Source organism: Nocardia sp. CA-128927, assembly GCF_050955855.1.
Lineage (GTDB): Bacteria > Actinomycetota > Actinomycetes > Mycobacteriales > Mycobacteriaceae > Nocardia.
The window spans coordinates 5,245,861-5,271,443 of record NZ_CP192087.1; the positions used below are offsets into that span (position 1 = coordinate 5,245,861).

Annotated in this window: 22 protein-coding genes; 11 read left to right on the forward strand and 11 right to left on the reverse strand. The window is 67.7% G+C overall.

Annotated elements, in window-relative coordinates; all coding sequences use genetic code 11:
* Nucleotides 1-291: 291 nt before the first annotated feature.
* From ACQPW1_RS24635 to ACQPW1_RS24645, 3 genes are read right to left on the reverse strand one after another with little or no spacing between them, the layout of a single operon-like run.
* On the reverse strand, nucleotides 292-1,650 hold the full coding sequence (locus ACQPW1_RS24635; RefSeq protein ID WP_433665102.1) for a CHAT domain-containing protein: 1,359 nt from the start codon (nucleotides 1,648-1,650) through the stop codon (nucleotides 292-294).
* The gene (locus ACQPW1_RS24640; protein ID WP_433665103.1) at nucleotides 1,647-3,053 is read right to left on the reverse strand and encodes a hypothetical protein; all 1,407 of its coding nucleotides are present in this window, start codon (nucleotides 3,051-3,053) and stop codon (nucleotides 1,647-1,649) included. The genes ACQPW1_RS24635 and ACQPW1_RS24640 overlap by 4 nt, the downstream gene beginning before the upstream one ends.
* Nucleotides 3,054-3,065: 12 nt before the next feature.
* Nucleotides 3,066-4,433 carry a hypothetical protein gene (locus tag ACQPW1_RS24645; protein ID WP_433665104.1) on the reverse strand — a complete coding sequence of 456 codons (1,368 nt, stop codon included), beginning with the start codon at nucleotides 4,431-4,433 and terminating at the stop codon, nucleotides 3,066-3,068.
* Nucleotides 4,434-4,694: 261 nt separating this feature from the next.
* Between ACQPW1_RS24645 and ACQPW1_RS24650 the strand changes: the two genes are divergently transcribed.
* From ACQPW1_RS24650 to ACQPW1_RS24680, 7 genes are read left to right on the forward strand one after another with little or no spacing between them, the layout of a single operon-like run.
* Nucleotides 4,695-5,843, forward strand: coding sequence for a hypothetical protein (locus ACQPW1_RS24650; RefSeq protein WP_433665105.1), 1,149 nt, complete (start codon nucleotides 4,695-4,697; stop codon nucleotides 5,841-5,843).
* Entirely contained in the window at nucleotides 5,840-7,669 is a 1,830-nt protein-coding gene (locus tag ACQPW1_RS24655) for an AAA family ATPase (protein WP_433665106.1), read from the forward strand. Before ACQPW1_RS24650 ends, ACQPW1_RS24655 begins: the two co-directional genes overlap by 4 nt.
* Nucleotides 7,670-7,729: 60 nt before the next feature.
* Nucleotides 7,730-8,470, forward strand: a complete 741-nt coding sequence (locus tag ACQPW1_RS24660) for a 4Fe-4S cluster-binding domain-containing protein (RefSeq protein WP_433665107.1) — start codon at nucleotides 7,730-7,732, stop codon at nucleotides 8,468-8,470.
* Entirely contained in the window at nucleotides 8,467-8,931 is a 465-nt protein-coding gene (locus ACQPW1_RS24665; RefSeq protein ID WP_433665108.1) for an FHA domain-containing protein, read from the forward strand. Before ACQPW1_RS24660 ends, ACQPW1_RS24665 begins: the two co-directional genes overlap by 4 nt.
* Nucleotides 8,931-9,671 (forward strand): PP2C family protein-serine/threonine phosphatase, encoded by a 741-nt coding sequence (locus tag ACQPW1_RS24670; RefSeq protein ID WP_433665109.1) that lies wholly within the window; start codon nucleotides 8,931-8,933, stop codon nucleotides 9,669-9,671. Before ACQPW1_RS24665 ends, ACQPW1_RS24670 begins: the two co-directional genes overlap by 1 nt.
* Nucleotides 9,664-11,421, forward strand: a complete 1,758-nt coding sequence (locus ACQPW1_RS24675) for a protein kinase domain-containing protein (protein ID WP_433665110.1) — start codon at nucleotides 9,664-9,666, stop codon at nucleotides 11,419-11,421. Before ACQPW1_RS24670 ends, ACQPW1_RS24675 begins: the two co-directional genes overlap by 8 nt.
* Nucleotides 11,418-11,591 (forward strand): hypothetical protein, encoded by a 174-nt coding sequence (locus ACQPW1_RS24680; protein ID WP_433653829.1) that lies wholly within the window; start codon nucleotides 11,418-11,420, stop codon nucleotides 11,589-11,591. The genes ACQPW1_RS24675 and ACQPW1_RS24680 overlap by 4 nt, the downstream gene beginning before the upstream one ends.
* A gap of 1 nt (nucleotide 11,592) precedes the next feature.
* Here the strand turns inward: ACQPW1_RS24680 and ACQPW1_RS24685 are convergent, their stop codons facing one another.
* The 6 genes from ACQPW1_RS24685 to ACQPW1_RS24710 all read right to left on the reverse strand — a co-directional run bounded on the left by ACQPW1_RS24685 (nucleotide 11,593) and on the right by ACQPW1_RS24710 (nucleotide 18,930).
* Nucleotides 11,593-12,147 carry a hypothetical protein gene (locus tag ACQPW1_RS24685; protein WP_433653830.1) on the reverse strand — a complete coding sequence of 185 codons (555 nt, stop codon included), beginning with the start codon at nucleotides 12,145-12,147 and terminating at the stop codon, nucleotides 11,593-11,595.
* Nucleotide 12,148: 1 nt separating this feature from the next.
* Nucleotides 12,149-12,721: a TerD family protein gene (locus ACQPW1_RS24690; protein WP_433665326.1), complete on the reverse strand. Its 573-nt coding sequence runs from the start codon at nucleotides 12,719-12,721 to the stop codon at nucleotides 12,149-12,151.
* 759 nt (nucleotides 12,722-13,480) lie between these two features.
* Nucleotides 13,481-13,744: a hypothetical protein gene (locus ACQPW1_RS24695; protein WP_433653831.1), complete on the reverse strand. Its 264-nt coding sequence runs from the start codon at nucleotides 13,742-13,744 to the stop codon at nucleotides 13,481-13,483.
* 23 nt (nucleotides 13,745-13,767) lie between these two features.
* A complete protein-coding gene (locus ACQPW1_RS24700) occupies nucleotides 13,768-13,989 on the reverse strand; it encodes a hypothetical protein (protein ID WP_433653833.1) in 222 nt (73 codons plus the stop codon).
* Nucleotides 13,986-14,909: a hypothetical protein gene (locus ACQPW1_RS24705; protein WP_433653835.1), complete on the reverse strand. Its 924-nt coding sequence runs from the start codon at nucleotides 14,907-14,909 to the stop codon at nucleotides 13,986-13,988. The genes ACQPW1_RS24700 and ACQPW1_RS24705 overlap by 4 nt, the downstream gene beginning before the upstream one ends.
* The gene (locus ACQPW1_RS24710; RefSeq protein ID WP_433653837.1) at nucleotides 14,902-18,930 is read right to left on the reverse strand and encodes an FtsK/SpoIIIE domain-containing protein; all 4,029 of its coding nucleotides are present in this window, start codon (nucleotides 18,928-18,930) and stop codon (nucleotides 14,902-14,904) included. The genes ACQPW1_RS24705 and ACQPW1_RS24710 overlap by 8 nt, the downstream gene beginning before the upstream one ends.
* A 237-nt stretch (nucleotides 18,931-19,167) precedes the next feature.
* Between ACQPW1_RS24710 and ACQPW1_RS24715 the strand changes: the two genes are divergently transcribed.
* The 3 genes from ACQPW1_RS24715 (at nucleotide 19,168) to ACQPW1_RS24725 (ending at nucleotide 22,622) form a co-directional block, all read left to right on the forward strand.
* Nucleotides 19,168-19,947 (forward strand): hypothetical protein, encoded by a 780-nt coding sequence (locus ACQPW1_RS24715; RefSeq protein WP_433653838.1) that lies wholly within the window; start codon nucleotides 19,168-19,170, stop codon nucleotides 19,945-19,947.
* Nucleotides 19,948-19,960: 13 nt separating this feature from the next.
* Nucleotides 19,961-21,850, forward strand: coding sequence for a tetratricopeptide repeat protein (locus ACQPW1_RS24720; RefSeq protein ID WP_433653839.1), 1,890 nt, complete (start codon nucleotides 19,961-19,963; stop codon nucleotides 21,848-21,850).
* A gap of 145 nt (nucleotides 21,851-21,995) precedes the next feature.
* A complete protein-coding gene (locus ACQPW1_RS24725) occupies nucleotides 21,996-22,622 on the forward strand; it encodes a 4Fe-4S cluster-binding domain-containing protein (RefSeq protein ID WP_433653840.1) in 627 nt (208 codons plus the stop codon).
* Here ACQPW1_RS24725 and ACQPW1_RS24730 read toward each other — a convergent pair.
* On the reverse strand, nucleotides 22,540-23,760 hold the full coding sequence (locus ACQPW1_RS24730; RefSeq protein WP_433653841.1) for a PucR family transcriptional regulator: 1,221 nt from the start codon (nucleotides 23,758-23,760) through the stop codon (nucleotides 22,540-22,542). The two genes, ACQPW1_RS24725 and ACQPW1_RS24730, sit on opposite strands and share 83 nt — an antisense overlap.
* A 346-nt stretch (nucleotides 23,761-24,106) precedes the next feature.
* Here ACQPW1_RS24730 and ACQPW1_RS24735 point away from each other — a divergent pair, with 346 nt between their 5' ends.
* The gene (locus ACQPW1_RS24735) at nucleotides 24,107-24,583 is read left to right on the forward strand and encodes an HAD-IIIC family phosphatase (RefSeq protein WP_433653842.1); all 477 of its coding nucleotides are present in this window, start codon (nucleotides 24,107-24,109) and stop codon (nucleotides 24,581-24,583) included.
* 85 nt (nucleotides 24,584-24,668) lie between these two features.
* Here the strand turns inward: ACQPW1_RS24735 and ACQPW1_RS24740 are convergent, their stop codons facing one another.
* Complete coding sequence (locus ACQPW1_RS24740) at nucleotides 24,669-25,547, reverse strand: sigma-70 family RNA polymerase sigma factor (protein ID WP_433653843.1); 879 nt, start codon at nucleotides 25,545-25,547, stop codon at nucleotides 24,669-24,671.
* Nucleotides 25,548-25,583 lie beyond the last annotated feature (36 nt).

Genomic DNA, 25,583 nt, shown 5'->3' on the forward strand with positions numbered 1-25,583 from the left:
TGCCGCTCGATCGAATAGTGATCGAATGTCGTCCTGCCGGGAAAGTCGTACGTCGTATATTAATATCGACCGGTCGGTTTCGAGTTGTTGGTCCTCGAATCCGGTTGCGGCACCGGCGATCAGGAGTTCATAGCGTGCGATGCACCACCTTCTCGATGCCGGTGCGTCGATGATTCGAATTCTGCATTACTGCGCGAAGCAAGGGCTTGTCGGTCACGAACGAGATCTTCGAAGTTATATGAAATGTCTCGCAATTACCTATTTCGTTCCAGCGTGCTGGAAATGGCGTGATCACTGTTCCGGCTGCTGGTCGCCGACGACGGCGGGCTGCTTCAGCGGCGCGATCGTGTGCGTCAACGCCGCCCACACGAGCGGTGTGTCGGCGAGTTCGCCGCGGGACCGCCACTCGCGCAGCCTACCGCGTTGCCACTCGGCGAGCTCGCCGATCGGGTCGAGGCCCTCGTGCGCGCGGTCCACCCGCAGCGCGAGTTCGGTCGTCGGTTGTGCCTCGAATCCGCCGATGGCCGAGCGGAATACCCGATCGGCGGGCAGCGTCCAGCGGGTGGTGGTGACCAGCGCGGCGCCCGCGTTGACCATGGCGATCACCAGGCCGAAGGTCTCCGCCGAGCGATAGTCCGCGCCGCCCTCGCAGGCGATCACGGCGACCCGCTGCGGCATCGGCCAGAGTTCGTGGCCGAGGCGCGCTTCGTCGAATCCGTAGCGCCGCCACGTCTCTCGGTCCGCCGAACTGGTGCCCATCAGCAGATCGAGCGCCGCGAACGGCCGGTGGTCGTCGCGGTCGAGCCGGTCGCCGTCCCGGCCGGGGAATCGCAGTGGTGCCGCCATGCCCCATTCGGCGACGGTGTCGTTCAAATGGATTGCCGCCGAACCGGGTTCGTCGGGGGAGGAGGTGACATGACCGAGGTAGAACAACCTCGACCGCGGGCTGCGCAGCGCCGCGCTCAGCTCGACCCGATCCATCGCGCAGTGCACGACTTGATCGCCATCGGTGACCGGCATGCGTCCCGCGGTGACGTATTCGTCGACGCGTTCGGCGAATCGGTCGAGCTCCGCCCGATCGAGCACCTGGCCGAGGCCGTGCGACCCGGCTCGCATCGGCAAGACGGGGTCGACGATGACCAGCGGCGGCCGATCGCGGACATCCGGCCACGGCTCGGGCAGTATCGCGCGCTCGGCGTGCACGGTGGCGGGCGGTTCGAGCACTACCTCGGCGACTTCGAGCAACCGGCGATCGTCATCGTCGACGCAGAGCAGATCCCAGGGCACATGGGCCAGACGAGGGCTCGGGGTCAACCGCACGCGCACCCGCTGACCCGCGGCGATCCGCTGCCGGATGCCCGCGCGCAGTCCCGGTGGCAGCACCGCGTCGGTGAGCAGGCGGGCGAGTTCGCGCTCCCGGTCTACATCGGCGAAGGCGCCCTCGGTCAGCGCCCGGTGCGCGGCGTCGGTGCCGCGCTCGCCCGCGCGGCGGTGCACCAGCGCGTCGGCGAGTGCCGTGAGTGCGGGTTCGATGGCTGCCGTGGTGAGCACCTCGAAGCGTGGCTGGCCGACGTCGTCGAGCCAGCGCCACGCCAGATAGGTGTCGCCCGCGTCGGCCGCGCGGACCAGGACATCGATCGGCTCGGTCATTCGTCCTGCTCCGGTGGTATCAATTCGGTGAGGATCGGGTCCGCGGCGCTCGCCATTGCCTGCGGGTACCGGTTCACTGCGTCGAGTCGGTCCCGAAGGAGTGCGCGCAGCGCGTCCGTGTCCTGGTCGGCCGGGTCGAGTACGCGCAGTTCGCGCTCGATGCGCTTGCGGGCGTTGGCCGCCGAGCTCCGTGCGGTGCGCAGCTGTGCGCGGTGCTCGGCCTGCGCCTTGTCCAGCAGCTCGGCGTCGGCGGTGGCCGGCACCGTGTGCAGTGTGGCGTTCGCGGCGCGCTGGTGGCCCCATGCTTCGACCATCGTGCGGTCCACCGCGGCCAGGCAGCGGCCGATCGGGTCGGTCCGCAGTGCTTCGAGGTCGGTGCCCGCGTCCAGCACGCCGAAGTGCAGATCGGCGATCACCCATTGGCCTGCGGGCAGTTTCGCGGTGAGTACTGGGCCGAGCGGCCGCAGCGGCGCGGTTGCGACAAGCGTTCCGGTGTCGCGTTCGGCGGCGTAGGCCAGCAGTCTGCGGACCTCGCGGCAGGATGGATCCACGCCGTCGGCGAGTGTGGTGGTGATGACGAAAACCGCACTGTCGCTGAGGTGTTCGATCACCAGCTCGGGCTGCTCGGCACCGTGCCAGGCGATGATCCGCGGTGGCACGGCCTGGATGTCGACGACATCGGATCCCATGGTGAGGACGGCTTCCTCGCCATCGAGCGTTCCGCTCTGCAGGTCGGTGCTCGCCGTGGCGGCGGCCCGCCGTCGCCGGGTCAGGAACTCCCGCAGGATGTCGTCGTCGATCGCGGTGCGGCTGTCCAGCTCATCGGCCAGCCCGGCCGCATCGCCTGCCACGCCCAGCCTGTTCGCCACCTGCACCGCTTGTGCGACGAGATCGGTTACCGCGGCGGGCAATTCGCCGTCGACACATTGTTGGCCTAGCTCGAGCAGCGCGTCCTCGGCGTAGATGAACAGAGTCTTGGCCGCGGCGTCCTGGCCGACCGTTGCCGCGGCTACCGCGCGGTCGATCAGCAGAGCGCCCTTGTGTACCGGCCGCATGGTCCATCGCGTGGCAGCGGCGACCAGCGCGAAACGTGCCCACGCGTTGATAAGCATCGGCGCTCGGACGACTCGCTCCCCGGTTCCGGCCGCGCGTGCGCTGCCGACGATTTCGGCGATCGCCGGATCGTCCACCGCCCTGGCCAATGCCGTGACGGCCGCGTCGGAGGAGGCGCGCCAGGCGAGAACAACATCCGGATCGGCGGGGTCGATCTCGACGACGCACCCGTCGCCGAGGTCGAGCTCGACGGGTGCGACGGCGGCGACGTGTTCGGAGTACCAGCGCGCCGTCCGCTCGCCGTCGACGAACAGCACACCGTCCGCCGGATGCGCGGTGTCAGCACTCATCGCCGCAGCTCCTCACTGTCGCTCAGCATTGTCGCGCCGATGCGCGTCGAGGTTTCTCTCGATGTCGCGGCGAATTCGGGCCAGCCGTTTGGTGGCCGCGCCGCCGGTGGGTGAGACGAGCAGGACTGCCGTGCACAAAAGTGCGTGCACGTAGCAGGCTGCGGCCGTGGCATCGCGCTCGGCCGCGCCGACGGGGGCACGCCCGCCCGCCGGAACCGCCTCGTGCCAAGCCGTCGTAACCAGGTCTGCCAGTGTCGGAAAGGCAACGAGGGCAAGTGAATTGCCGTCCGTGAGCAGGCGCGATGCGAGGGATTTCTCCCAGCTCTCGGTGCTCACGGAAACGCCGTCTTCGACGTAGGCGAGCAGCGCCGCATGCGCTCGAGCGAGCTGTGTTCGGACGTCGATGCCGTGGTCGATATCCGGTGCCGCCGCCCGGAGGTCGGTGAGCACCTCCGCGTGTGCGGCCATCCTGCCTTCTTTGCGTTGCGCATCCAGTCGAGACCACTTGAGCGCGTTGCGGATTATGCCCGCGTCGATGGTTTCCCGGCCTTCGACGACCCAGCGGAGCAACGTGCGTGTCGCACGTTCGTAGGCCTCGGTGAAGTAGGGATTGTGCTGGATCTCCGGCTGCTCCTCGATCTTCGCCACGAGCATTTCGTGGACACGCTTGCGCTCGTCGTCGGTGGGTTTGCGCAGCGGTTGTTCCGGGTCGCCGTAGTCGGCGGCGTGCCGGGCGATCGTGTCCGTCAGCACTTGCATCACCAACTCGTCCGGGCTGTCGGCGTCCCTGAGTTTGTCGAGTCGATCCAGCAGCACCGAAAGGTAGCTGCGGCGCGCCAGATTGATGTAGTGCTCGTACTGCGCCGCGGGGTCCGCACGGAACTGGTCGGCCGCCTCGGCCGAGTCGATGACGCCGCCCACCGGCCCAACCACCGGGCCTGCCATCACCGCGCGCACGCTGGGCGGCACGCGATTCTTCAGCGGGCGCACCCAGCCGTCGTTCGGCAGCCCCTCCGGGCACAGCGGGGCGACCGCCGCGGCGAACTGGGCGCTGAACCGGGCCAGTGGGTCGGCGTAGTCGGCGTAGAGCAGGCTCACTTGGTACCAGTCGACCGGTTCGTCGAGCGGGATGCGGCGGAATCCGCTGCCGCGCGCCAATTCGGCGGGGCGCGGACCGTACTGGCGTTGCACCCACGGCGTCGCGCCCAGCCGGCCCGACCACCCGGCGAGCTCGGGTTCGAGCGCCTTCTTGAGCGGCTTGGGCGGGGTCATCTCGGCGCACCAGCGCTCGATGAGCCGACAGCCGGAGATGGCGTGCTGGTCGGGATCCGTTACCCACCAGAGGGGGACGACCCAGCTCGGTCGGTCGTAGGGCGGCATCGATCCTCCACATGGTCACGCACGCGGCGCGCGAATTCGTCACCGAGGTGCTGTTCGCCATTGTGCGGGCTGTGGCGGAAAACGAGAGATATTCGCGCACAATGCATTCGAATGAATGACAGTCGGCAACGACCCGCGCGCAGCCGATCTGTCGAGCGCATCGCACGCCACCGATCGGCCCGGTGTCGGGTGTTCGACCGACACCGTCCGCCGAGGTCGTCGTCGTATCGTTGGCTACCGGACGGCATCATCGATCGCGCGGTGAACAGGCGGATTCTGTTGAGCAACTCGGGTATCCAGTACGCGATCGCCGCTGAGCGTCGCCGGGTGGAGGACGCGCAGCGACGATGGCGGCGGCTCGCCGGACGGGCCACGGCCTTGGCGGATCGTTGTGCGTCAGCGGGGCTGACCGGGATCGACGTGCCGGCCCGGCCCGCCGGTGACTCGGCCGCCATCAGCGCGGCCTGCGATCGCCTCGAAGCACGCTGCGCTACCGCGATGACCGAGCTCGAGCAAGCCGAGACCACGCAGCGTTCCGAGCAGCTCGGGCAGGCGCTGCGTGAGGTGCTCGCGGCTGCGGCACTGCGGGCGGCAGCCCGGGCCCGCACCGAAACCGTTGATACTGTCACCGAATCCTCCGCGCCGGTCGCAGAGTTGCCGCCGCTGGACATCGCCGAACGTCGTGCCCGCCTACTGGGCTCACTACTCGAACACTCCGCCGAGATCGACCGCGCGGCGGCCACCATTTCCGTCGACGATGCCGCGCGCGCCCGCCTGCTGCTCGATGACCTCAGCTCCCGAGTCGCGGCCGCCAACGCCGCCACCCGACTGCTCCGCGCCGAGAAGGCCGAGATCATCGAATTGCGTGCCGACACAGACGGTCTGGTGGATCCAGGGGGCGCCGTTGTGCTGCTGGATCGGGCCGAAAGTGAGGTGTGCGCCGGACGCAGCGCCGCATCGCTACTGCACCGGGTGCGGCAGCTGATCGAGGAGCGGATCACCCTGGAAGGCGCCGCCCGTGACCGGAGCTTCGTGCTCGACGCGGTCGAGGCGGCGCTTACCGAACTGGGTTACGCCGTCGTGCCGGTCGGCCAGGACACGGCCGATTCGATCGTGGCCCGTGCCCCTGGATCGACGCGCTACGGGCTGCGGGCACGGGTGGTCGACGGCGAGATCGATGTCCGAACCGTCGACACGGGTGCGGGCAGCGACGATGCCGCCGCCGAGGCGGCAGTGTGTGCCGATCTGCGCACCCTGCCGGAATCCCTGCGGCAGCGCGGCGTGCTACCCGAACGGGTGCGCCAGTCGCCGCCGGGAACGGCGGCCAAGGAGCACGTGGCCTTGCCCGCACCGCAGCCGACGACGCCGAACAAGCGGCGGCGGAAGCCTGCTGAGCGGAGCCGGGAATGACCACGGCGCAACCCCTCGCGCCGCTGCCCGCCTGGCTGCGCGAGGTCGACATCGCGCTCGCGGCGAATCCGCAGATCCTGATCAGCGGCAACCTGCGCGACTACATCCTGCTGCCGCGACCCAAACCCGCACCGGCGCAACTGGCCGACGTGGTCGAGGCCTTGCACGCGGTGCTTGCTACGGCCGGGCATACCGCGTTGATCGCATTCGATCCGGTCGACGGGCCGCGGGTCCTGATGGATGACGCGCACAGCAGCGCCGCCAAGATCGTGCGCGGCGCGCAATCGGCCGAGGGTGCGCTCGGTGTGCTTTCGGTGTTGCTGCGCGAGGTGGTCGGCGCCGACCGGCCGTGCTGCCTGATCATCGACGGCGCGTCCCGGCTGGTGCCGGACTCCGATTTCAGCATCGCCGAGATGCATCGGGTGCTGATCATCGCCGAGAAGTTGATGAACACCGCGCGCAGGCATCCGGTCGCGGGGCCGCATCGCACCCAGCTGTACAACACGGTGTTCTGGTTGGTGGACCAGGAGAACGATCTGCCGCACTGGCTGATCGGTGCGGAAGCGGCACGGGTGGTGTCGATTCCGGCGCCCGGCCTCGGCCAACGACGGGACGCGGTATCGACGCTGGTGTCGTCGCTGCCCGAGGTCCCCGAGCGGGGAACGCCCGCGCGGGACGCCCTGATCGATCGATACGCGCGGCAAACCAGCGGACTCACCCTGCGGTCGATCCGTGAGATCAACCGGTTGGCCATCGATCGCCGGATCGCCGCGGCCGACATCGAGGACGCGATCCGGATGTTCCGGGTCGGGGTGCCCGACAATCCGTGGCAGGACATGGCGCTGAAGGAACGCATTCGGCGCGGCACCGAACTGCTCGGTGTGAAGGTGCTCGGGCAGCCTGCCGCGATTCGCAAGTCGGTCGACATCCTGATCCGGTCATCGATGGGGTTGACCGGCGCGCATACCGCGAGCAGCGGCGCACGCCCGCAAGGTGTGCTGTTCTTCGCCGGTCCGACCGGTGTGGGCAAGACCGAGCTCGCCAAGTCGATCGCCGAACTCGTCTTCGGCCGGGCCGAAGCGTTCCTTCGATTCGACATGAGCGAGTTCTCCGCCGAGCAGGCCGAGGCCCGGCTGATCGGCGCGCCGCCGGGCTACATCGGGCACAACAGCGGCGGCGAGCTGACCAATGCGGTACGGCAGCAACCGTTTCAGCTGATCCTGTTCGACGAGATCGAGAAGGCGCACCCGCGCATCCTGGACAAGTTCCTGCAGATCCTCGAGGACGGCCGGCTGACCGACGGGAACGGGTCGACGGTGTTCTTCTCCGAGACCCTGCTTGTGTTCACCTCGAACCTGGGGGTGTATCGCACGGACGAGCAGGGCAGGCGGGTGCCGGTGGTCGCGCGTGGATCGCCGTATCCCGTTGTCGAGTCGACCATCCGGGCCGCGGTGGCCGATCATTTCATCAAGGAGATCGGGCGGCCCGAGATTCTCAATCGGATCGGCGACAACGTCGTCGTGTTCGACTTCATCTCGGCGGAGACGGCGGCCAGGCTGGTGCCGATGTTCGTCGGCAATGTCACCGACCGGGTGCGCGCGCATACCGGCGTGTCGGTGACCGTCGACGAGAAGGTGCATCGGACGCTGCTCGACGTTGCGCTGACCCGGCTGGACTTCGGCGGGCGTGGTGTCGCGGCCACCGTCGAATCGCTACTGGTCAATCCGTTGGCCCGCGCCCTGTTCGATCTGGCGCCGAAGGTGACCGACGTGGTGGTCACGGCGCTGGTGGAGTCGGACGAGGGTTGGACCGCGCTGCTCGGCTGACGTCCGATGTCGAGTGTTCGGCGGACAGACAGCACGCTGCGGCACAACGAGACTCGGTAAATGGGGATCGCGTGGCGTACCGCTGCCGCGTGGTACGACTCAGGAGAGAACGACGTGCACTCGAGTCAGCAGCCGGACAGCGCCACAATGCTGTTGTCGCGCTTACATTTTCCGGTCGACAACATCGGCTACGGGATTCGGGCAGGTATCTGGTTCCAAGGTTGCCGGGTCTTCTGCCGAGGGTGCCTCGCGCGCGACACCTGGGTCTTCGACGAATCGACCAGGTGCGGCGTCGATGTGGTGCTCGACTGGCTCGGCGCGCTGCCGGTCGATCAGGTCGACGGGGTCACGATTTCCGGCGGTGAGCCGACCGACCAGCCCGTCGCATTGCGGGCGCTGCTGGACGGGATCGACGCGTGGCGTGCGCAGCGAAAGCGCCCTGCCGACATCCTGCTGTATTCGGGACGGCCGACCGCGCTGCTCGACGACCAATTCCCTTGGCTGCGTTCCTCGGTCGACGTGCTGGTCACCGAACCGTTCGTCGCCGCGCAGGCGGGTGACGACGCGCTGCGTGGTTCGGCGAATCAGCGGGTGCTCGTCGGCACCGAACTCGGGCGAGAACGCTACGCCGCAGCGGAATTGGAAGACGCGTATGCCGATCAGCGGCACCGGATGGGCGTGCATGTCGATGGCGACTCGATCCGCCTGGTCGGTATCCCGTTGCCGGGCGACATGACTCGGCTCGGCGTGGCGTTGGCGGACCGCGGGGTCCGGCCGCAGCGAACATCGTGGTTGACGTGAGTACGCCGCTCGGTCCGGCAGAACCCGGCGCGGATCCGGCTGCCGACATCGTGACCTGCCAGTGCGGCTGGACCGGTGACCGCAACGAATTCGAGCAATGCCCGCTCAGCGGCGATGATCTGTGGGACACCGCGCCGCCCGCGCCGCCGGTCCCGCAGTCGATCGAACTGACGGTGGCGGGTGGTGCCCGGCTGAGTCTTTCGCCGGGTAGTGGCCTCGGTCTCGGTCGCGACGAAAGCTATCCTGCCGCTGCGGCCTTCGCCGCGCACACCAATGTGTCTCGATATCACGCGATGCTGCGATACGACGGCGAGCAACTCTTCGTCACCGACACCGATTCCAGCAACGGCACATTCGTCGACGGCGTCAGGCTCGAACCGCACCGTGAGCATCGGATCGAGCCGGGCACCACCCTGCGGCTGGCCGTCGACGTGCCGATCACTATCGACTGGAGATCCTGATGGTGCGCATCCGAATATCGGCCGTGACGCATCGGGGGTGCAGCCGCGCGCACAACGAGGACAGCATCGGTTGCGGCGGATGGTCGCTGCGGGGGAGTGCGCCTGCCGAGATCTCGATCGAACGGACCGTTGTCGAGCCGGTCACCATCGTGGTCTGCGACGGCATGGGCGGGCACGCCGGCGGCGCGGATGCCAGCCGCCTGGCCAGCGAAATGCTCAGCGCACCACATGAACTGGCATCGGACGCGAAACCCGTCGACCGCATGCGTGCGTTGCTGCAGGAGACCTCCGACATGATCAACGACGTCGCCGAACGGCGGCCGGATCTACGCGGCATGGGCTGCACCGCGGTCGGTGTCACCGTGTACCCGGACGGGTCCGCGCTGGTGTTCAACATCGGCGACTCCCGCGCCTACCGACTGGAGGGCCGCTACCTGGCCCAGTTGAGCGTGGACCATCGTGCCCCCGATTCCAACCGCCTGCAGCAGGCGCTCGGCGGTGGTCTGCGCACCGTGCTGGAGCCGGACTTCTTCGAGTGCGGCCTATCGCCTGCCGAGGACCTCCTGCTGTGTACCGACGGACTCAACGACTACGCGGGCGCGGGCCACATCGAGAAGACGGTCGTCGCGGGCGGGCCCGAGATGCTCTCGCGCCTAAGGGATCTGGCGCTGGCCGGGGGCGGCGGCGACAACATCAGCATCGTCCGGATCGAGACCATACTGAGAGGTGCCCATGGCTGAGACAACTCGGCTCGACGGAGCAGCGCCGGACGACCGGCCGGCCGAGACGCGGCTGGATCCGCGCGAGTGGGCGCCGCCGTCGCAGCCGCCCGCCGCGCCTGCGACGCGGCTGGACCAACCCCCGAGTCCGGGTGCTCCAGGAACGCGGCTGGACCAGCCTGAGCCGCCCACCCAGGCCGCAGATCGGGCCGAGTCGCCCGAGTTCTATCCGGTGAATCTGCCGCCGGGGCTGGCCTCGCGATTCCGGATCACCGGGCCGCTCGGCAGCGGTGGTGAGGCGTCGGTGTGGCGGTGCGCGGACGCGAGCGGAAACGAGTACGCGATCAAGCTGTTTCACCATCCGCCGCGATACCGTGGCGAAGCCGGATCGCAGGACTTCCTCGAACAGCTGCCCCGCGAACACACCGTGCAGGTGGAAGAACGGGGTGTCGACCACGGCGTGCACTACGAGGTGATGGAGTACTGCCGGTTCGGGTCGCTGCAGGACTTCCTCACCGCCTGCGGCGGCGTCGGCACCAACAAGCACGCGGTGGAGATTCTCGAGCAGATCGCGGCGTCGCTGCACGGCCTGCAACGATCCGGCGGCTCGGCCAATCTCGTGCACGCCGATATGAATCCGCGCAACATTCTCGTCCGCAACGATGGCCCGTTGGATCTGGTCATCGCCGACTTCGGCCTGACCGTCGACCTCGGCGGTCGGTCGAAGCTGACCAATACCGGGCAGGGGACCATCGCCTACAGCGCGCCCGGCGCGCTCCAGCGGATGAAGCCCGCCGACGATTGGTGGAGCGTCGGCATGATCATGTACCGAGTGCTGGTGGGGCGCAGTATCTTCCAGGACGAGGAAGGGCGCTTTCTCAACGAGCGCACCATCGAGGCCGAGATCAACACTCGCGACATCTCGCTCACCGCGATCGACGCGATCGCCTTCCGGCCCGCTGATCGCGAACGCTGGAAGTTGTTGCTGGCCGGGCTGTTGACGCGCGATCCCGACCTCCGGTGGGGGATGGCTCAGGTGCAGGCCTGGCTTGCCGGGGAGGCGCCCGCGGTACATCGGTCGATCGTCGGCGGCCCCGCGGCACCGCAGCCGACGCAGGGGCCACGGCGCGCGTCGGTCTCGTTCGCGCTGCCCGGCGTCGGCGATTTCTATGAGCCCGCCACACTCGGTGCGGCCATGGCGCGGCACCCCGAGTCGGCCGCACGCGCACTGAGTGGGCGTGGCCGCCAGGCACTGGTGAACTGGCTCACCGACGAGGTCCGCACCGGCGCGCCCTACACCGACCTGAAAACGTATGGCGGACACTGGGGTCCGGACGAACTGGCCACCTACTTCACCGCACAACTCGATCCGGCCGCCCCGCTCACCTACCGCGGCTGGTCGGTGTCCACCCCCGAGGACCTGTGCGTGATCAGCACCAACCCACGGGCATTCGACGCCGTCGTCGAGCTGTACGACAAGCAACTGCTGGGCTGCCTGGCCGGCCCCACCCGCAGCGCGTACCGGATGATCGAGGCGAACTGGCGCGACATCGTCGAACAGGCCCTGGATCTCGCGCGTTCCCGCCTGATCGACCTGGGCGAAACCGCTCGCAACCAAGTCATCGGCCACGGCTTGCTCGTCTCCGCCGCCGACCAGCCGGTGATCGACGCCTACCTCGACAACGTCCGCCAACGCCTGGACGCCCCCGACCTGGCCCCCGCCAGCGAGATCCCGTGGTTCGCCGAGCTCCGCCGCGAGGCGCACCTGTGACCGAACCCGTTGTCGCACGGGCTTATCACCGCCAACTCGCTGCTGTGCTGCTGGCCGATGCGACGGCAGGACAGGCCCGCGAACAGTACGAGCAGCTGCGCGAGAACGAGGCCGCGGAACGTCGTCGCCGCGCCGACGCTACCGAACAGGAACAGCGTCGAAAGGCCTAGGCTACGCCGTCCACTCCAGCAGAACCCTTGCCACCCAACCGAGTAGGCAATACAGGAGACCGGCGACGCCGAGGACGAAGGCACCCACGATGGCGCCGCCGATGCCGTTGATCAGCGCTGCGAGCAGGATGATCGGCCCGTCGCTGCTCCAGCCTGCGACCGTGGTGAGAATCGCGCCGATCAGGGCGCCGCAGACGGCGCCGAACATGCCCGCGCCGATGACGAAGCCGACCAGCCGGTCACTGCCCCCGCCGCCCGCGTTGCTGTCGAAGCGACCGACCCACGCGCCCCCGGCGACGCCGATGAGGAACAGGAGGAAGCCGAGGGGGCCGATGTTGACCATCGCGATGATGCCGATCGTCGCGCCTGTCGCGCAGCCTGCCACTGGATTGGCCCACTGCGCGCGCGTTGCTCGGCGGTCGGCCAGCTGTGGCAGGTTGCGGCGCTGACGGGCTTCGGCCTCGGTGTCGAGTTGGTTGCGGCGTTCGTCGCGGGCGATCAGGGCCGTGGAGTCGGCGAGGAGTGCGGCGGCGAGCCGGGAATGTGGTGTGGTCATGTCAGACATACACTCCGAAGTCGCGGGCGATGCCGTCGAGGCCGGACTCGTAGCCCTGGCCGATGGCGCGGAACTTCCACTCGGCGCCGCGCCGGTACAGCTCGCCGAAGATCATGGCGGTTTCGGTGGCCGCGTTCTCGGTGAGGTCGTAGCGGGCCAGTTCGGCGCCGGTCATGCTGTTGACCACCCGGATGAAGGCGGCGGTGACCTGGCCGAAGGACTGGCCGCGGACGTCCGCGTCGTAGATCGACACCACGAAAACGACTTTCGCGATGTTGGCCGGGATGGCGGCCAGGTCGACGTTGATCACCTCGTCATCGCCGTCGCCCACCCCGGTGCGGTTGTCGCCGGTGTGCACGATCGATCCGTCGGGGGAGCGCAGGTTGTTGAAGAACACGAAATACGCGTCGTCCACGACCTTTCCGCGCGCGTCGGTGGCGATCGCGCTGGCGTCCAGGTCGAATTCCGCGCCGCTGGTCGTTCGCACGTCCCAGCCCAAGCCGACCGAGACCTTGGCGAGGGCGGGCGCCTGTGCGGACAGGGACACATTGCCGCCCCGCGGCAGTGACCGTATCTGCGTCGGCCGTGTCACTGGCGCGACCGGCGGCGCCGACGGCGGGGCAGGGGGACGCGAGACCGGCGGAGCCGAAACCGGCCGGACCGGCGCCGCTGGAACCGGCGCGACGGGTACGGGTCTACTCGGCGGAGCGGCAGGCGAGGTAGCGACTCCTGCGGCGTCTACCCGGAAAGCGTTGTCCAGCAGCGGTTCACGGTGTTCTTCGGCCTTCGCTGCATCCAGCGCCCGCTCCGAGTCCGGCACCGGCAACCGCTCCAAACCGGGCAGAATGCCGAGCGGTACCGCTCGCGCCACACCGAACACATCCGCGAAGTCGACGGGCACCTGCGCACCGACCGTCCCGATGCCGAACTGCCACGGCGGTTTCAGCGCGCTCTTGGGCCCGCTCACCCGGACTGCGATCTGCGTCGTGGTGAACTCGCTGTCGGACTGCGGAAAACAGTGCACGGCGATCGCGGAACCGGCGGGCCCGTCCAGCGCCATCCACATGATCTCGCTCTTGCCGGGAAAGCAGCCGAGATACGGCGAATCCGAGACGAGCTCGGCGGTCCGGAAGGCCGGCGCCGCCGCACTGAGCGCGGCGAAGCAACTGCGAATGTCACCGGGGCCGTAGATCAACAGACTGAGCCCGGCTTGGTCGAGACCGATGAAGGCCCCCTGCTTGGGACTGCCTTCATCGTGCGGATCGGTCAGCGTGACCCGTTCGGTCAGCGAACTCGGCTGCGGCCGGGACCGTTTGGTGAAGATGCCCATCGCTCAACGCCCCTGGTAGCTCTGCAGAATCTGAACCTTCTTGTCCAGGTACCGCTTCAGCTGATCGGCGTTCTTGTCGAAGGCCGCGACCGAGCGAAGGACCTGCTCGAGATCGCGCTCGAACTGATCCTTCACGCTGTCGCGCCATTCGGCGGACTTGAGTGAGGAGCGGACCCTGGCGATGGCCTGATTGATCTCCCGTTGCGACCGGTCGATATCGCCCTTGAGTTTCTTGAGCGAATCCGGGTTCGCCTGAATGGAACTCATCGTGTCTCCTTGTCGAACGATCGTCAGTAGTTGGTCAGTTCGTGCAGCACGCAGTCGATGGCGACGTCATAGGCGACCAGGGCCTGCAGGAACCGGCGTTCCTCGTCGGCGAGGGGTTGTAGTTTGCGGTCGGTCAGTCGGCGCAGCACCGTGTCCTGCCACACCTGACCCGCGTTCTGTTCGGCCTGCACGCGGGCGCGGCGGTTGGCGTCGAAGATGTCGATCGCCGGGCACAGTCTGCTCATGCCTGCACCACCCGAGCGGGGATGTCGGTCAGTCCCATTCGCCGAGCGACCCAGATCCGGTGGTACCCGTTGTGCACCTCGAAGGTCCCGTCGGCGCGCCGACCGACCTGCAACGCTTCCTGCTCGCCGAAGAACCAGGTGTAGGTGTCGGCGTAACTGCGTGCGCCGTAGCGTTTTTCGATGGCGTCGCGTTCGCGGAAGTAGTCGATGCCCTTGCCGAGTCGCAGCGCGTTGACGATCACGCTGTTGAACGCCTCCAGACCCCATTCGAGATCGGTGGGCGACGCATCGGACTTGAAGGACTCGGGTCCGGTGACGGTGCTGCCCGAGGTGTCGATCGAGGACAGTGGGACCAAAGCGAACCCGGCGGGGAAGCCCACCGGGGTGACGAGCGGTGGGTTATCGGTCTGAACGCCTGCTGCGCCACCGGTTCCGCTCGTGCCACCGGTTCCGCTCGGTCTGCTCGGCGCGCTTCCGGTGTACACCGCTCCGGCGGCCGACGAGGCGCGGTTGTACCGGTCGAGGTCGTGCGCGATGTCGTGCAGCAGTTGTTTCGACTCCAGCGTCAACGAGACCCGCACCTGAGCGAATCTGGCGCAGGCCGCGGTGTATTCGACGGTCGCCTGCGTGTACATCCGTTGCGCGCGACGGGCGGCGTCCAACGCGCGCACGGCCCGATCGAGCTCGCGCTTGGGTCCGGAGCAATCCGCGTCCTCGATCCGGCAGCACGCCGCGTACGCCTGCTCGGCCTGCCGCAGCGTTCGCCGCCGCTGACCGACCTCCTGCGTGATCTCCAGCTCCACCTTGCGCTGCGCGAATCCGCCGGTCCGCTCACCGGATTCGGCCTCGCGCAGATACCGGTCCAGGTCCTGGGCGAGCTGCCGGACCACCCGCGGGTCGTTGCGTGCGGTATCAGCCATCGGTACCGCGCTCACCGCGCAGCACGGTGTCCAGCCAGCCGGGGTCGGGGTCGGCGAACCGGCGGACGGTATCGGTGCGTGCGTTGTCGTAGTCGTCCACCGCGAACTGATTGGGGGTCAGCGTGGCGGCCACTTCGGAGTCGATGAGGGTTCGCGAGTCGTCCTCGCTCGCGGGCCCGAGCATCTTGAAGCCGAACTGGCGCAAGCCGTCGTGGTCGAATCGGCGTTGCAGCGACGCATAGCGGTCGGCCCAGACGATGACGTGGATGCCGACCTCCGGTCCGTGCCGCAGCACCCGGGCCAGCCTGCCGCTTTCGGTGTCCTCGTCGTACGTGTCGGTGCTCAGTTCGCGGGCCCGGTGTGCGCCGATCAGGAACAGCACGCGGGCGGGGGCGTGGTAGTCGTCGAGTTCGGTGCGCTCGGCCAGGTCGGTCAGCATCGAGTCGAGCACGTCGCCGAGCTTGCGCCGGTGGTACGCTTCGGCGCCTGCGGCCCGCAACCGCGCGAACATCGGCTCGGCCTGCTGCTCGATGGCCGCGAAATCGACGTACTCCACCCGGACATCCGCCGCGCGGAGCGCGACGATCTGCAGCCCGATCGCGGTCAGCCCGCCGGGGTCGACCAGCAGCAGGTTGTTACCCGGCTGACGGCCGAGCCGGACCGCGAGCGGCGGGTCGAGCGACATGGGTGCGCCGATCGGCAGCACCAGCGTTGCGGCGCGGTCGGACTGCCGGAAGATGTCCAGGGGGTAATCCTGCGGCGCCACCGCGATATCGCCTTCGAAAACGGCGGGGCGCCCGGTGAATCCGCCGGCGTCCGCCTTCTCGCGCAGCTGCTCGATCAGCCGCGAGCGCAGTTCAGCGGGCCAGTACGCGCATTGGAATCGGTTGTTGGCCTCGGCCTGGCCCGCGTGGTCGTTGATGATGCCCTCGCCGGGCTTGGACAGCAGCTGAGCGTCCGCATTGCCCTCCGCGAGCAGCTGTTCGGAGTCCTGCGTGGAACTGGCCAGCACCAGCCGGTTGGGTATCTGGTTCAGGGCCGTTCTGATCTTCTGCCCGCCGCCGGACACCGACTGCGACGCCAGGATAGTGTGCACGCCGAAGGCGCGCCCCTGCCGGATGATTCGGTCGAGCAGTGCCGCACCGCGGGTGGAGGTGGCATCGTCCTGCTCGAGCAGCATGTGGAACTCGTCGATGACGAGCACGATCCGGGCCAGCCGTTCGCCGGTGGCCTGCCGGTACCGGCCGATCTCCATCTGGCCCTGCCCGGCGTTCTTGAACAGCGAAGCGCGGCGCGCGATCTCGCTGTCCAGGCTCTCCAGCACGCTGATGCCGAAGTCCCGATTCGTCTCGATGGCAACGACTTTGGCGTGCGGCAGGCCCGGCGTCGCGTACGGCTTGAACTCGACGCCCTCCTTGAAGTCGATCAGGTAGAACTCGACCTCGACGGGTGAATACTGCAGTGCGATACCGAGAATGATCGAGTGCAGCAGCACCGACTTGCCCGAGCCGGTGCGCCCGCCGATCAGCGCGCTCGACAGGCCGCCGGAATCCAAGCGCAGCTCGGCGACGTCGGAGGCGCCCATCCGGCCGAATCGCGCGACGATCCGTTCGTCGACCGACGAACGCCACCAGGTGTCGGTGTCGTGCGGGTCGGCGATCACCTCCGGCGACTGCGTGCCCCGCGCCACCGCGCGCTCCATGGCCTGGACCGCGAGCTCATGGATGCGTTTCGGCTCGACCTGCGTGCTGCCGGAAGTCGCGAGGCTGCGTTCGATGTGTGCCAGCACCTCGGCGCGTATCTCGTCCGACGGCAGGGGGTAGGGGACCAGCTGCCATTGGAATTGCCCGCCGGGCACATGCCTGCTGCTCGGGATGGTGCGGGGCAGCCCGATCCGGGCCAGCAACGCGGGATCCTCCATGCCGGTGAACGCGGTGGCCAGCGGTTCGAGCGCGGTTGTCGCCGAATCCGTTGTCGCGGCGATCAATACGCCTGCCCGGCGGCCGACCGTGGCCAGCCGTTCGAGCCTGCGCAGCGACTCGTCGTCGAACATCTTGCCGTCGCGGGTGAAGGCGTTCGGGTGATCGAACAACAGCAGCAGCCGGTACGGCTCGGCGACCTCGCCTGCGGCGCGGTTGTAGGCGGTGAGTGTCTCGTGGGTGCCCTGCAGGTACTTCTGGGTCACGAAGGCGACGTGATTCTCCAGTTCGGTGAGCAGCTCGCCGACGTTGTGCGAGCCCCACACCTTCTGGCCGTAGATCTTCTCGCCCGCCTCGCCGACGCCGTAGAGGAAGTTCATCGAGGCGCCGACCTTCGCCGGGTCGACGACGTCGATCTTCAGCCGTCCGGCGGGCAAGGTGGCCAGCATGTCCAGGGTCAGGTTCTCCACCACCGCCGTCGAGTCCGTGACGATGCCGCCGGTCTCGTCCAGATCGAGCAGCACCGGAATCGGTGGTGTCGCGTCGGCCAGCGGAATGGTGAAACGATGCTGATGCTTGCCGCCGGGTGGCGAGGGCACGGTCAGCTCGGTGTCGACGCTCGCCTGCGCGAGCCACAGCACCCCGAGCGGGAAGATCATTCGAGTGGGCGGCGAGGGCGCGATGGCCGCCGCGGACGGGACGGCCTGCCAGACGGGTGCGCCCTCCGGTGGGCACGGGGTGACCGAATGGAGCTCGGCGGCCATGTATTCGCCGACGACCTGGGTGATCGTCACGGTCATGCGGCGGCGGAACTCCTGGAAGGTGTCGGCGAACAGTTTGGCGGTCTTGTCTTGCGTCGCCTGCTCGACATTGCGGAGCGCGCCGTCGTACTCGCCGAGCACGGAGGCTGCCGCGTCGGTCAGTTCGCTGCGCTGCTTCGCACGTCCGGTCGAGGTCGGTCGAAAGCCCGCTGTTCGCACGGCTTCCGCGACGACGGCGGCGTCGGCCAGCCAGACGGTCGCGGTGATGTCCGCGGTGTTGTTGTAGCCGCCGCGAGGCTCCGGCTGTCGCTCGCGCCAATCGGCGGGCAGGCGATTGCTGAAGGCATTCGTGTGGTACTTGCGCACGATTTCGCCACGTACGGTTTCGTGTGCGCGCCAGAGGACGGCGCGATCGGCGGTGTTCTCCTGCCCGATTCGGCGCACGCCGTCTCGGGTGGACGGCATGTTGCTCGTCGCGCTCGCGGTGATGCGTTGCAGCAGTGCCGTGATCGACGTGATGGCCTCGGCGCCGACCTGAGCGACGAGCCCGGCCAGCTCGGTGCGGCGGGCGAGAACGGGAATGCGCGGTGGCTGCTCATTCGTGCGCGGTGTTGGTGAGTGTGTCGGTGGCGCAGGAGAGTTCGTCCATGGTGCGGTCTGGTCCGGCGGTGTCGTGGCCGGTGTCGGTGCGAGGGGTGTTGGGGGAGGCGCGGACTGGATCGTGTCCGGTGTCGAGCGTTCCGGCGCACGTAGGCCGCGGTTGCGCCGAGCACGTTGCGTCACAACGTGTTCGCCGATCTGTGGCCGTACCGAAACCCGTTCGGGTATCCGCGGCGCAGTGCGTTCAGGCGCCTGCGTCCGGGCCGGGGTCGCATCGAAGCCGAAATCGATTGCGGCAGCGGCGAGTCCGTCCCGATAGCCTTGGCCGACCGCCCGCACCTTCCACTGTGTGTCGCGCCGGTACACCTCGCATGCGATGATCGCCGTCTCCTCATCAGCCGGGGGCATCGAGAAGCCCGCGACGGTGACGCCGCCCGGACCGGTCACGGTCAGTTCCAGACTCGGCAACCGGATCCCGCCCAGGTCGGCGAGTACCACGATGCGCTGGATCGTTGCGGTCACCCCGACCAGATCGATGTGCAGACCGGTTTCGGTGCACGACACCGGACCGGCGACGGGTGGGACGGTATCGCCGCGCACGAAGTCGGCACCGGTGGCGACGCGATGGTCGCCGCCGAGCAGTGCGGCGTACACCGTGGGCACGGCACCGGCCGGACAGCTCAGGCGAATATCCAACGCTGTGCTGTGCAGCTGCGTGTTCTGCCCCTTCGTCAGCTGCATCGGCCTTCTCCTTCGTCGCGGACACCGTCGAGGCTGTTGCTGCCGATTATCGGTTCACCGAGACCCCGCTGGCTGTCCTGCAAACAGCCGACAGCGCTGCGGGCGAACGGTTTTGCCGCGACGTCGCTGTCCGACGATCGACCGACATCGGTAGCGGGATTCGGCCCCTAGCATCAGGGACGAGGTAAGAGCGGACACCGGCGAGCAAAGGACCGCGAGCGGACCCCAGGGGGACGCATGAGAAGTTCCGGCGACGAGTCCACCCACTCGTCCGACGTGGTTCGTCCGCGCGTCCGCGTCAATCTGCGGAAGGGGTCGGTGTCGTCGGACGGCCGCCACGCCCTCGGCCTCGGCAGCGCGAGATCCGAGACGAGCCAGGCGGATTCGCCGCCACCGACACCGGTGCCCGTCGCGTCCCGGCTGACGTTCGCGCCGAACATGGCCACCCGGCGCAACCAGGCCGGCCTCGCGATAGGCGTCACGATCGCACTGCTCATCCTGCTGATTCCGGCGGGCCTGCTGCTGCACGACCGGACCCGCGCGGCCAGTACGAATGTGTCGAACAGCGTGCCGATCGCGATCTCGACCTCGGCGGTGGGCATCGTCACGGCGACAACGGTCGTCACCGACCCGGAGACCGCCGGGCTGACGGGATTGCAGTCGACCGTCGCGAGCGACCTGCCCGTATTGACCCGCGATGTCGCGGAGCGCTGGGTGCCGCAGATCAGTTCCAAGCAGTTCGGCCTCGTCGCCGAAGGCATCACCTGGCACCACGCGGAGATCCTGCGCGAGCATCGGGAACTGCGCGCGCGTTATCCGAACGTCCGGTTGCTGTGGTCGGGCGCTTGGTCGACGTTCAGCTATCCCGACTTCTGGATCACCATCGTCGCCATCGGATTCCCGAGCAAGGACGGTGCGATTCGGTGGTGTGCCGACAACGGATTGGATCGCGACCACTGCTACGCGAAGCTGATCAGCACCAGCCATTCGGTCGAGGGGAGTACCGGTTATCAATGATCGCAATGCCGCGATGCGGCACCTGAAGGCGGCGATCACGCACGCCGAAGGCAGCCGCTATCGCGAGTCCGAGTACGAATACACCAAGGCGCGAGCGATATTCGAAGCGCTCGGTCTGCAGACCATGGTGGTCGGCTGCACCATTGCTATCGGAAACTCACTGTTGGCCACGGGCCGCTATGCCGAGGCCGAGCACGTCTATCGACAAGCGCGCGAGTCGTGTCTGCGGCTGGAACTCGAGCTCGGAGTGGCCGGATGCGACCAGAATCTCGGCTTGGTGCTCCGAGAGCTCGGCCGATATGCCGAGGCGGAGACGGCTTTGCTCAGCGCGCGTGGCGCATTCGAGCGCGTCGGCGTCGACGAGCAAGTCACGGAATGTAACGCGGGGCTCGCGAATCTCTACTGGGTGACGGAGCAGTTCGGTCGAGCCGAAGCGGCGCACCTGGAGGCCAGAGATTATTACCTCGCCAGAGGCCAGGCGGGCCGCGCTCGCGCCTCCATCATGAATCTGGCGAATATCTATGAGTCGCAAGGGCGTTATGCCGAAGCGGAAGAGGCCATTCTCGGCGTGGTGCCGTCCTACATAGCGGAACGTGCCGACGAGGATGTCGCCGTGTGTTCGCTCACCCTCGGCAACGTTTACACCGCGACCGGACGCTTCGGTCTCGCGGAGCAGGCACTGGTGAGCGCCCAGAAGACGTTTCTTCGATTGGGCCTGAGCGAGCAGTTCGCCAGGTGCGCTGTGGCACTCGGCAACGTCTATTTCTCGAGCGGACGCTATGCCGACGCCGAACGTGTGCTGTCCGCCGCCAGAGACCGCTTCGCTGAGCGCGGCGTCGACCAGTACGCGGCAGCGTGCACGTTCACCCTCGGGACCGCACATCTGCTTGCGGGCCGATACGATGCCGCTGAGCAGGCGTACCTCGAGGCGCAGGCGGTGTACACGACGTTGGGCCTGGAAAAGCACGTCGCCGAGTGCGTCGCGAATCTCGGAAACGTGTATGCATCGACCGACCGGTACCCCGAAGCGGAACAAGCCCTGATCACCGCGGGCGACATCTGTGCCCGAATGGGATTGGACAAAGGCGTCGCGGACAGCTCGGTGAATCTCGGAAACGTCTATATGTCGACCGGACGATTCGACGATGCCGAGCGAGTAGTGCTGCGGGCTCAGAAACTGTATGGCGAGCTCGGCAGCGTCGATCGGGTCGTCGCCTGTGTGGCCGATCTGGGCTACATCTATACGCCCGCGGGCCGATACGACGAGGCCGAGGCGAAATTCGTCGAGGCGGCGGCGTCCTATACGGAATTGGGTTTGCCGGAGCAGGTGGCCCGCTGCGATGCTGCCCGGGCGTCGACCATGCTGTTCCGGAGTCGTCGACTCGAGCAGGGCATGCCGGAAGGGACCGAATTGGTCGCTACCGCAGTGGCGGTGATGGTGCCCGCGGTGATGTTCTCGGATGCGACCCGCTTCCAATTCGAACACGCACCGAAGCGGCTGGCTTGGACCGCGGCCAACCAGGGTTCGATGTCCCGGCTGTTTCAGCTGGCCGCGCGGCTCGACGATGCGATGCTGGTCGCGGATCTGGTCGAGACGGCCATCAATTCCGGCATTCATACGACATCATCGCCTGATGATCCGACCGGTGAATTCGGGATGGCGGGTGTCGTCGTCGAGCCGGCGGCGCCCACTGCGGCAGCGGACAATCCGGCGAAATCCGGCGTGGAAATGCCCCGATCCGGCGGCGCCGTGCGGCTGATCCTCGGGGCCGTTTTGCCGATGGCGGCGCCGCCCCGCCTGATCATGCCGGATGGTCACCAGGCGCTGACTCCGCATCTGGATCACATAGAGACGCGCTATCGCCGGATCGCCAGATCGGCCGCACCGGTCCGGGTTTGGTGATTCGGCGCGCGTCCTATTCCCCATTTCTGCGCGAAATGTGGCGTTGGTAGCTACTTTGACGTGGCCCACGCGGGAATGGTCGTCGCCGAAATGGCCGATCATAGAGGTGGGGCGCACCGCCGCCACGCGGCCTCACTGAGGAGAGATGGACGTGCACTCGAATCGGCACCTGGACAGCGCCACAATGCTGTTGTCGCGCTTGCGGTTTCCGGTGGGGAACATCGGTTATGGAATTCGGGCGGGCATTTGGTTGCCGGATTGCCGGGTGTTCTGCCGCGCTTGTCTCGCCGGAAACACCTGGGTGTTCGATGAATCGACGCGCTGCGGTGTGGACGCGATAGTCGACTGGCTGCACGAGTTACCCGCCGAACAAGTCGACGGTGTCACGATCTGCGGCGGTGAACCGACCGACCAGCCCGCGGCCTTGCGCGCCCTGCTCGACGGAATCAACAGGTGGCGAGCGGGGTTGGCCGACGCTGTCGATATCCTGCTGTACTCCGGACGCTCAACGGCCACGCTGGTCGATCGGCTGCCTTGGCTGGGCGCGTCGGTGGACGCGTTGGTCACCGAACATCCGGTCGCGGCGGACGCGCGCGATCTCACGCTGCGCGGGGTGGTCAATCGTCGGGTTGTCGTCGGCTCGGCCCTCGGCACGAAACGCTATGCCGCAGCCGAATTCGAGAGCGACCTCATGTCGTGCGATAGCTGCGCGCGACCAATGCCGATCGCAGATACCACAGTCCGGACGGTTGGGACGGGTCGAAGCCGGTGAGCTGACCGATCCGCTTGAGCCGGTAGTCCACGGTGTTGGTGTGCACGTGCAGGACTCGGGCGGTGCGCTGGCGGTTGAGGTTGTTGCCGATGTGGCGCTGCAGGGTTTCCAGGAGTTCGGGGTGCTCGTCGAGCGGGTCGAGCAGCTGGCCGAGATACTCCCGGCCCGGGCCGGGACGGGTGAGCTGGTATTCGAGCGCGAGTTCGTCGAAGCGGTACAGCCCGGCCACCGCTTCCAGGCGCTGCACCATGTCGAGCAGCTCGTGGGCTTGGTCGGCGGCATTGGGGATCTGTTCGGGGGTGGCCTCGACCATGGTCGCGGTGATGCCGACTTGTGCGGCCTGCGACAGCTGGGTCACCAGGGCGTCGAAGCCCTCGTTGTCGAAGGCGGCCGACGGGATGAGTACGGTGCCGCCGTCGACGCTGAGCAACGACAGCGCGCTCTCCCCGCAGCGGGTGGCGAGTTCGGCCTGCACCCGTCTGAGCTTGCGGCGCGCGACGACCTGACTGTCGATCATCGGATTGTTCTCCTCGCGGTGCGGCGGAATCGCCACGGCGAGCACGGCATACGAGGTCGCGATGGCAATACCGCATTCGCGCGCCATGGTGGAGGTGCTGTGCCCGCCGAGCAGGGCGGAGGTCAGCGTGTGCACGGCGGTGTGGTGCTCGCTGACCACCGAGCGCAGTTCCCGGATGTAGGCCACCGAGATCGCCGAGCTGATCATGTCCAGCATCTCCAGCACCATCTTGGCGCCGTCGACCAGGCTGTCGTAATCCTTGATGGAGGCGTCGGACACCACCAGATCCAGCCCCATCTTGAAGCCTTCGTGGATGGAGTGGTGGATGGTGTCGATCGGCACGCCCTCGCGGGCCCAGCTCGACGCGGCGTCCTGCAGGCGCTGCAACTTCCCCGGGATGTCCTGACCGTCGAGCATGCTGACCGCGAACTCGAGGCAGACCCGGGTGATCGTGGTGACGTCGCCGGAAATCGCGTCCGCGGGTAAAGTTCCACAGGGGATGACGTTGGCGACGAAATGCCCGACCATCTGACGCGATAACGCGCGAACGTCCTTGAGCGGCGACGACATCGGCTTGCCAGCCAGAGTCAGGCTCTGCCGTGCAGAGTTGTCGATCGACATTGACGACTTCCTTCCGCCCCCGGAGATAGCTGTGCGGCGAGTTCACACTAATCGTTGGATTCCGGTCGCGGATCGATTCGCCTGGTTCTGTGACGGGCGTCAGAGACTGGTCGGTTGGTGATTGTGCTGCGTCACAGGGGTTCTGTGGTCGAATCCGGTACCGCCGGTTCTGTCAGTTGACGAGAGTGCCGCCTGCGCTGGCGGTAGGATCGCTCGCGCCGGGCTTGTCCCAGGAACCATGGGCTTGCCGGGCATGTGCCGTGCCGGAGAGGGTTGTTGCTTGTACCCATCTGCCGCGCACGCACGCCAGGGAAGGCAGAGATGACGCGATAGGGGGCTAGGACACATGAGACCGGCTCTGAGATGTCTTGTCTGGGAACTGGACAACACATTGTGGGACGGCGCGGTGAGCGACCGGACCAGCGGTGCGCTGCGGCCCACCGCGCTGCGCACGCTGCGACTGCTCAGCGAGCGTGGCATCTGGCATGCCGTGGCCAGCCGCGGCGATCGCGAGTGGACGTTGGACAAGCTGTACCGGCACGGCGTCTACGAGATGTTCTCCGCCCTCGAAATCGGCTGGGGCCCGAAGTCTTCGGCGATCACCCGGATCGGCGCCACCCTCGGGCTGTCGCTGGACACCATCGGCTTCATCGACGACGAACCGGTCGAGCGCGCCGAGGTTCTCCGCGCGCTGCCCAAGGTGCGCTGCTACGCCGCCCGGAATGTCGATGTGCTCCCGGCGTTGCCGGACTTCCGCCAAGCCCTGCGCACCGGCCCGAATCCGACTCCGCCGGTCGGTTTCGCCCGGGTGCCTGCGCGCTAGCCTTCAGCCGCACACCTCCTGATTTCCCGCACACCGAATCGCATGCGATTCCATTTGCGGGAAATCAGGAGGTGTGCGGCTGTTGTTATTGCGGGAGTACGGCTAGGTGGAGTGCGCGCAGTCGGGTGGGGTCGGCGATCACCTCGTAACCGGTGACCCGATCGTCGCGCACCGTAACCACAAGGGCGAGTAGCAGTTTGCCGTGCGGCGCGACGACGATGCCGACCGCGCCGTTCATCAGCGCCAGTGCCGCCACCCGCGAACGACGTTGCAGCAGTACCGTTTCCTTCGCCACCGCCTGCGCTCCACGCACGATCGCCGCCATTCCGGCGGGCAGCGCGGCCGGGTCGGCGACCCGGACCACGTCGGGTGCGAGCACGGCGAGCAGGGCGTCGAGGTTGCCGCCACGGGCGGCCGTTAGGAACGCCTCCACCACATGCCGCTGCTCGGCCAGTTCGGTTGCCGTCGCGGTGGTTTCACCCTGCGCCCGCTGGCGCGCCCGGCTGGCCAGCTTCTTCGTGGTGGCCGTCGTTCGCCCGACGATCGGCGCGATCTGATCGAACGGCACCGCGAACAGATCGTGCAGCACGAACGCCACCCGCTCGTCGGGGCCGAGCGTATCGAGCACCACCAGCAGGGCCCGGCCGACCGAATCGATCAGCACGGCTTCGTGTTCCGGGTCGCTGTCGTAGGCGGTGTCGCCGAGCTCGGCGAGCAGATAGATCGGTTCCTCGCGCCGCGACGCCCGAGTCCGGAGCATGTCCAGGCAGATCCGCGACACCACCGTGGTCAGCCAGCCGACCAGGTTGTCCACCTCGTCGCTGTCCTGCCGAGCCAGCCGTAGCCAGGCCTCCTGCACGGCGTCGTCGGCCTCGCTGACCGACCCGAGCATCCGATACGCGACCGCCCGCAGGTGCCCGCGATGCGTCTCGAAACGTCGCGCCAACATGTCCTGGGCCGGCATCGGTCACCTTTCCGTTCCGTCATCCGTCACACCCTC

Excerpts from the sequence above, each read along its gene's own strand:
- ACQPW1_RS24640 (WP_433665103.1), bottom strand. The coding sequence starts at position 3,053 with ATGAGTGCTGACACCGCGCATCCGGCGGACGGTGTGCTGTTCGTCGAC.
- ACQPW1_RS24660 (WP_433665107.1), top strand. The coding sequence starts at position 7,730 with ATGGGGATCGCGTGGCGTACCGCTGCCGCGTGGTACGACTCAGGAGAG.
- ACQPW1_RS24645 (WP_433665104.1), bottom strand. The coding sequence starts at position 4,433 with ATGCCGCCCTACGACCGACCGAGCTGGGTCGTCCCCCTCTGGTGGGTA.
- ACQPW1_RS24730 (WP_433653841.1), bottom strand. The coding sequence starts at position 23,760 with ATGTCGATCGACAACTCTGCACGGCAGAGCCTGACTCTGGCTGGCAAG.
- ACQPW1_RS24735 (WP_433653842.1), top strand. The coding sequence starts at position 24,107 with ATGAGACCGGCTCTGAGATGTCTTGTCTGGGAACTGGACAACACATTG.
- ACQPW1_RS24670 (WP_433665109.1), top strand. The coding sequence starts at position 8,931 with ATGGTGCGCATCCGAATATCGGCCGTGACGCATCGGGGGTGCAGCCGC.
- ACQPW1_RS24715 (WP_433653838.1), top strand. The coding sequence starts at position 19,168 with ATGAGAAGTTCCGGCGACGAGTCCACCCACTCGTCCGACGTGGTTCGT.
- ACQPW1_RS24700 (WP_433653833.1), bottom strand. The coding sequence starts at position 13,989 with ATGAGCAGACTGTGCCCGGCGATCGACATCTTCGACGCCAACCGCCGC.
- ACQPW1_RS24705 (WP_433653835.1), bottom strand. The coding sequence starts at position 14,909 with ATGGCTGATACCGCACGCAACGACCCGCGGGTGGTCCGGCAGCTCGCC.
- ACQPW1_RS24695 (WP_433653831.1), bottom strand. The coding sequence starts at position 13,744 with ATGAGTTCCATTCAGGCGAACCCGGATTCGCTCAAGAAACTCAAGGGC.
- ACQPW1_RS24675 (WP_433665110.1), top strand. The coding sequence starts at position 9,664 with ATGGCTGAGACAACTCGGCTCGACGGAGCAGCGCCGGACGACCGGCCG.
- ACQPW1_RS24710 (WP_433653837.1), bottom strand. The coding sequence starts at position 18,930 with ATGCAGCTGACGAAGGGGCAGAACACGCAGCTGCACAGCACAGCGTTG.
- ACQPW1_RS24655 (WP_433665106.1), top strand. The coding sequence starts at position 5,840 with ATGACCACGGCGCAACCCCTCGCGCCGCTGCCCGCCTGGCTGCGCGAG.
- ACQPW1_RS24720 (WP_433653839.1), top strand. The coding sequence starts at position 19,961 with ATGCGGCACCTGAAGGCGGCGATCACGCACGCCGAAGGCAGCCGCTAT.
- ACQPW1_RS24725 (WP_433653840.1), top strand. The coding sequence starts at position 21,996 with ATGGACGTGCACTCGAATCGGCACCTGGACAGCGCCACAATGCTGTTG.
- ACQPW1_RS24740 (WP_433653843.1), bottom strand. The coding sequence starts at position 25,547 with ATGCCGGCCCAGGACATGTTGGCGCGACGTTTCGAGACGCATCGCGGG.
- ACQPW1_RS24635 (WP_433665102.1), bottom strand. The coding sequence starts at position 1,650 with ATGACCGAGCCGATCGATGTCCTGGTCCGCGCGGCCGACGCGGGCGAC.
- ACQPW1_RS24685 (WP_433653830.1), bottom strand. The coding sequence starts at position 12,147 with ATGACCACACCACATTCCCGGCTCGCCGCCGCACTCCTCGCCGACTCC.